The 2,763-nt window shown below is 67.5% G+C and carries 2 protein-coding genes; one reads left to right on the top strand and one right to left on the bottom strand.

Translation table 11 applies throughout. From position 1 onward, the window contains the following. Window positions 1-42: 42 nt before the first annotated feature. Window positions 43-579, bottom strand: a complete 537-nt coding sequence (locus tag ACFXMF_RS47380) for an XRE family transcriptional regulator (protein WP_331770475.1) — start codon at window positions 577-579, stop codon at window positions 43-45. Between the two features lie 454 nt (window positions 580-1,033). Here ACFXMF_RS47380 and ACFXMF_RS47375 point away from each other — a divergent pair, with 454 nt between their 5' ends. Beyond that, on the top strand, window positions 1,034-2,656 hold the full coding sequence (locus ACFXMF_RS47375) for an ABC transporter substrate-binding protein (RefSeq protein WP_360322214.1): 1,623 nt from the start codon (window positions 1,034-1,036) through the stop codon (window positions 2,654-2,656). Window positions 2,657-2,763: the final 107 nt, after the last annotated feature.

The following is a 2,763-nucleotide window of genomic DNA, read 5'->3' as shown; positions in this document are numbered from 1 at the left end:
GGGCGGGCCGGGCACGGGTATTCGTTCCCGACCGCGACACCACTACGGCATCGGGGGCGTCACCGCGACGAGCAGCCGGGCCGGGGCGTCGGAGGAGTTGACGAACCGGTGCGGCAGACGCGAGTCGAAGGTGATCGCGTCGCCCTCTTCGAGGTGGTGGACGCGACCGTCCACCTCCACGTCGAGTCGTCCGGCGAGCACGGTGGCGCATTCCGTGGAGGGATGGCTGTACGGCTCGTCGGAGGATGCCTGGCCGGGCTCGATGTCGGCCTCCAACACTTCGAGATCGCCCGATCCGGGGGTGAGCCTGGAGTAGGTGATGTGCTGGCGGGCCGCGCCGAGCCGCATGCGTTGTTCGCGGGTGGTCACGGCCACGCGCGGTACGTCCGGATCGTCGAACAGGGTCGCGATGGAGGTGTCGAAGACGCGGGCGAGCTTGCGCAGGGTGCTCAGACTCGGTTCCGCGGCGCCGTTCTCCAGTTGACTGAGCATGCCCGCCGATATCCCGGCTTGGACGGCCAACTGACGCAAAGTCAGATCGTGCGCTTGTCGCAGTTCGCGCAGTCGGTCACCCAGCATGCCGATCCCCGTTCGCTCCGGTGTCGAGCACCCTCGACTCGCGGATCCTGAGCTTGTGCTTCATGGCGTGTTCAATGTGGTCGAACGCTTCGGGGCGAAGATAAGCAGGTTGCTGACTCCCCGTCAAGATCGTTGTGTCGCCCGGGTGAACGCCGCCCGGTTGCCGGCGGGTGGCGGTCGGGTGTCGGGCTCCTGACGCGAGGTCGTCGATGGGTGCGGCTTTTGACGTCGATATGGGCTCTGAGCAGTCATCAAACCGTTATCAAGGCGAAAAATCGTCGCTCCACGTGGACGAGTGATCACCGTGAATGGATCTTTGGTCCCAAATGCCGAGACGGGCAAGAAAGTCATTGACCATCACGCTCGGCCACGCCTACTTTCGAGCCCACCGTTCAGCCAGATCAAACACTGGGTTCCGTCATCGGCTGATCGGGTGGCTTGAGGAAGGTGCGCCATGCAGGGCAATCACCCCATCGGGGACAGTCGCCGGGCCAAGGCCGTGCGTCGGGCCGCCGCCCCATTGGCGGTCACCGTCGCCGCCGCTTTGATGCTCGCCGCGTGCGGCGGCGCCAAGAAGCAGTCCGGCGAAGCGGAGGGCGGCGGCACACTCGTCGTCGACACCTCCTTCAGTCTCAAGACCGCCGACCCCGGCCGGACCTTCGAGCCCACCGGGATCCTGGTCACCCGTCCCGTCTACGACACGCTGCTGACCTTCGCGGGCGGCGACGTGACCAAGCCGGTACCGCTGCTCGCCGCGTCCTACGAGGCCGCGCCGGACGCCAAGACGTTCACCTTCCCGCTGCGTCCGGAGGCCAAGTTCTCCGACGGCTCGCCGGTGACCGCCAAGGACGTGGTCTTCTCCTTCAACCGGGTCAAGAACCTCAAGGGCAACCCGGCCTTCCTGCTCGACGGCGTGACCGCGACCGCCAAGGACGAGCACACGGTGGTGCTCACCACCGAGGCCGCCGACCCCGCGCTGCCGTTCCGCATCGCCACCCCCGCGCTCGGCGTGGTCAACTCCAAGGTCGTCACCGCGCACGGCGGTACCGATGCGGCGGGCGCCGACCAGGGCGACAAGGCCGAGCAGTTCCTCAACACCGACTCGCAGGGCAGCGGGCCGTACAAGATCACCAAGTACGACGTCGGCACCGAGGTCATCCTCACCCGCAACGACAACTACTGGGGCGCCAAGCCCAAGTACGCCAAGGTCGTGGTGCGCAACGTGCCCGCGAACACCCAGCAGTTGAACGTGCTCAGCGGCGAGAGCCAGATCTCCCTGGACATGTCGCCGGACCAGGCGGCCAAGGTCAAGGGTCAGGCGCAGGTGCTGCAACAGCCCACGCCCACCACGGCGTTCCTGTTCAGCAATGACAACCCGGCCACCTCGCCGATCACCTCCAACAAGGACTTCCAGGAGGCCGTGCGCTACGGCGTGGACTACAAGAGCCTGCTGGATGTGGCCGGCGCCGGCTCCGCCCAGGCCGCGGGCATCGTGCCGAGCTTCTTCACCGGTGCGCTCGACCCGGCCAAGGCGATCGTGCGCGACATCCCGCGCGCCAAGGCCGCGTTGGCCCGCGCCGGACTGAACAACCCCAGCGTCGACCTGTACTACGCCTCCGACGTGACGATCAACGGGATCAACTTCGGCGACCTCGGCGCCCGGGTCCAGGCCAACCTCAAGGAGGTCGGCATCACCATCAACCTCAAGCCGGCCCCCACCCAGACCGCGCTGGACTCCTACCGCAACGGCACCGAGGCGATGGGCCTTTGGTGGTGGCAGGCCGACTACCCGGACGCCAGCGACTACCTCGCGTTCACCCCGGGTGAACTCGTCGGCCTGCGCGCCGGTTGGAAGAAGGACGCCAACGCCGAGGTGAGCGCGCTCGCGCAACAGGCCAAGGTGGCCACCTCCGACGCCGAGCGCGTGCAGTTGTACCGGCAGCTCCAGGAAGCGATGAACAAGACCGGTCCCTTCATCCCGCTGCTCCAGCCCGCACAGGTGATCGCCGCGAACAACTCGGTGAAGAACCTGCACTACAACCCGATCTGGTACATCGATGTCGACAAGCTCGGCTGACCCCACGGTCGACCGCGGCACCTCCCGGCCGGGCCCCCCCCCCACCGGTGCGGACGCCCCCCCCCCCACCCCGCGCGGCACCCAACCCAGCACCCGCGAGGTGTTGG

Origin of the sequence: Embleya sp. NPDC059213, assembly GCF_042754445.1 — a bacterium.
In the GTDB taxonomy this organism is placed as follows: Bacteria; Actinomycetota; Actinomycetes; order Streptomycetales; family Streptomycetaceae; genus Embleya.
Note: the sequence above shows the minus strand (reverse complement) of the source record. Positions and strands in the feature narration are given on the sequence as shown.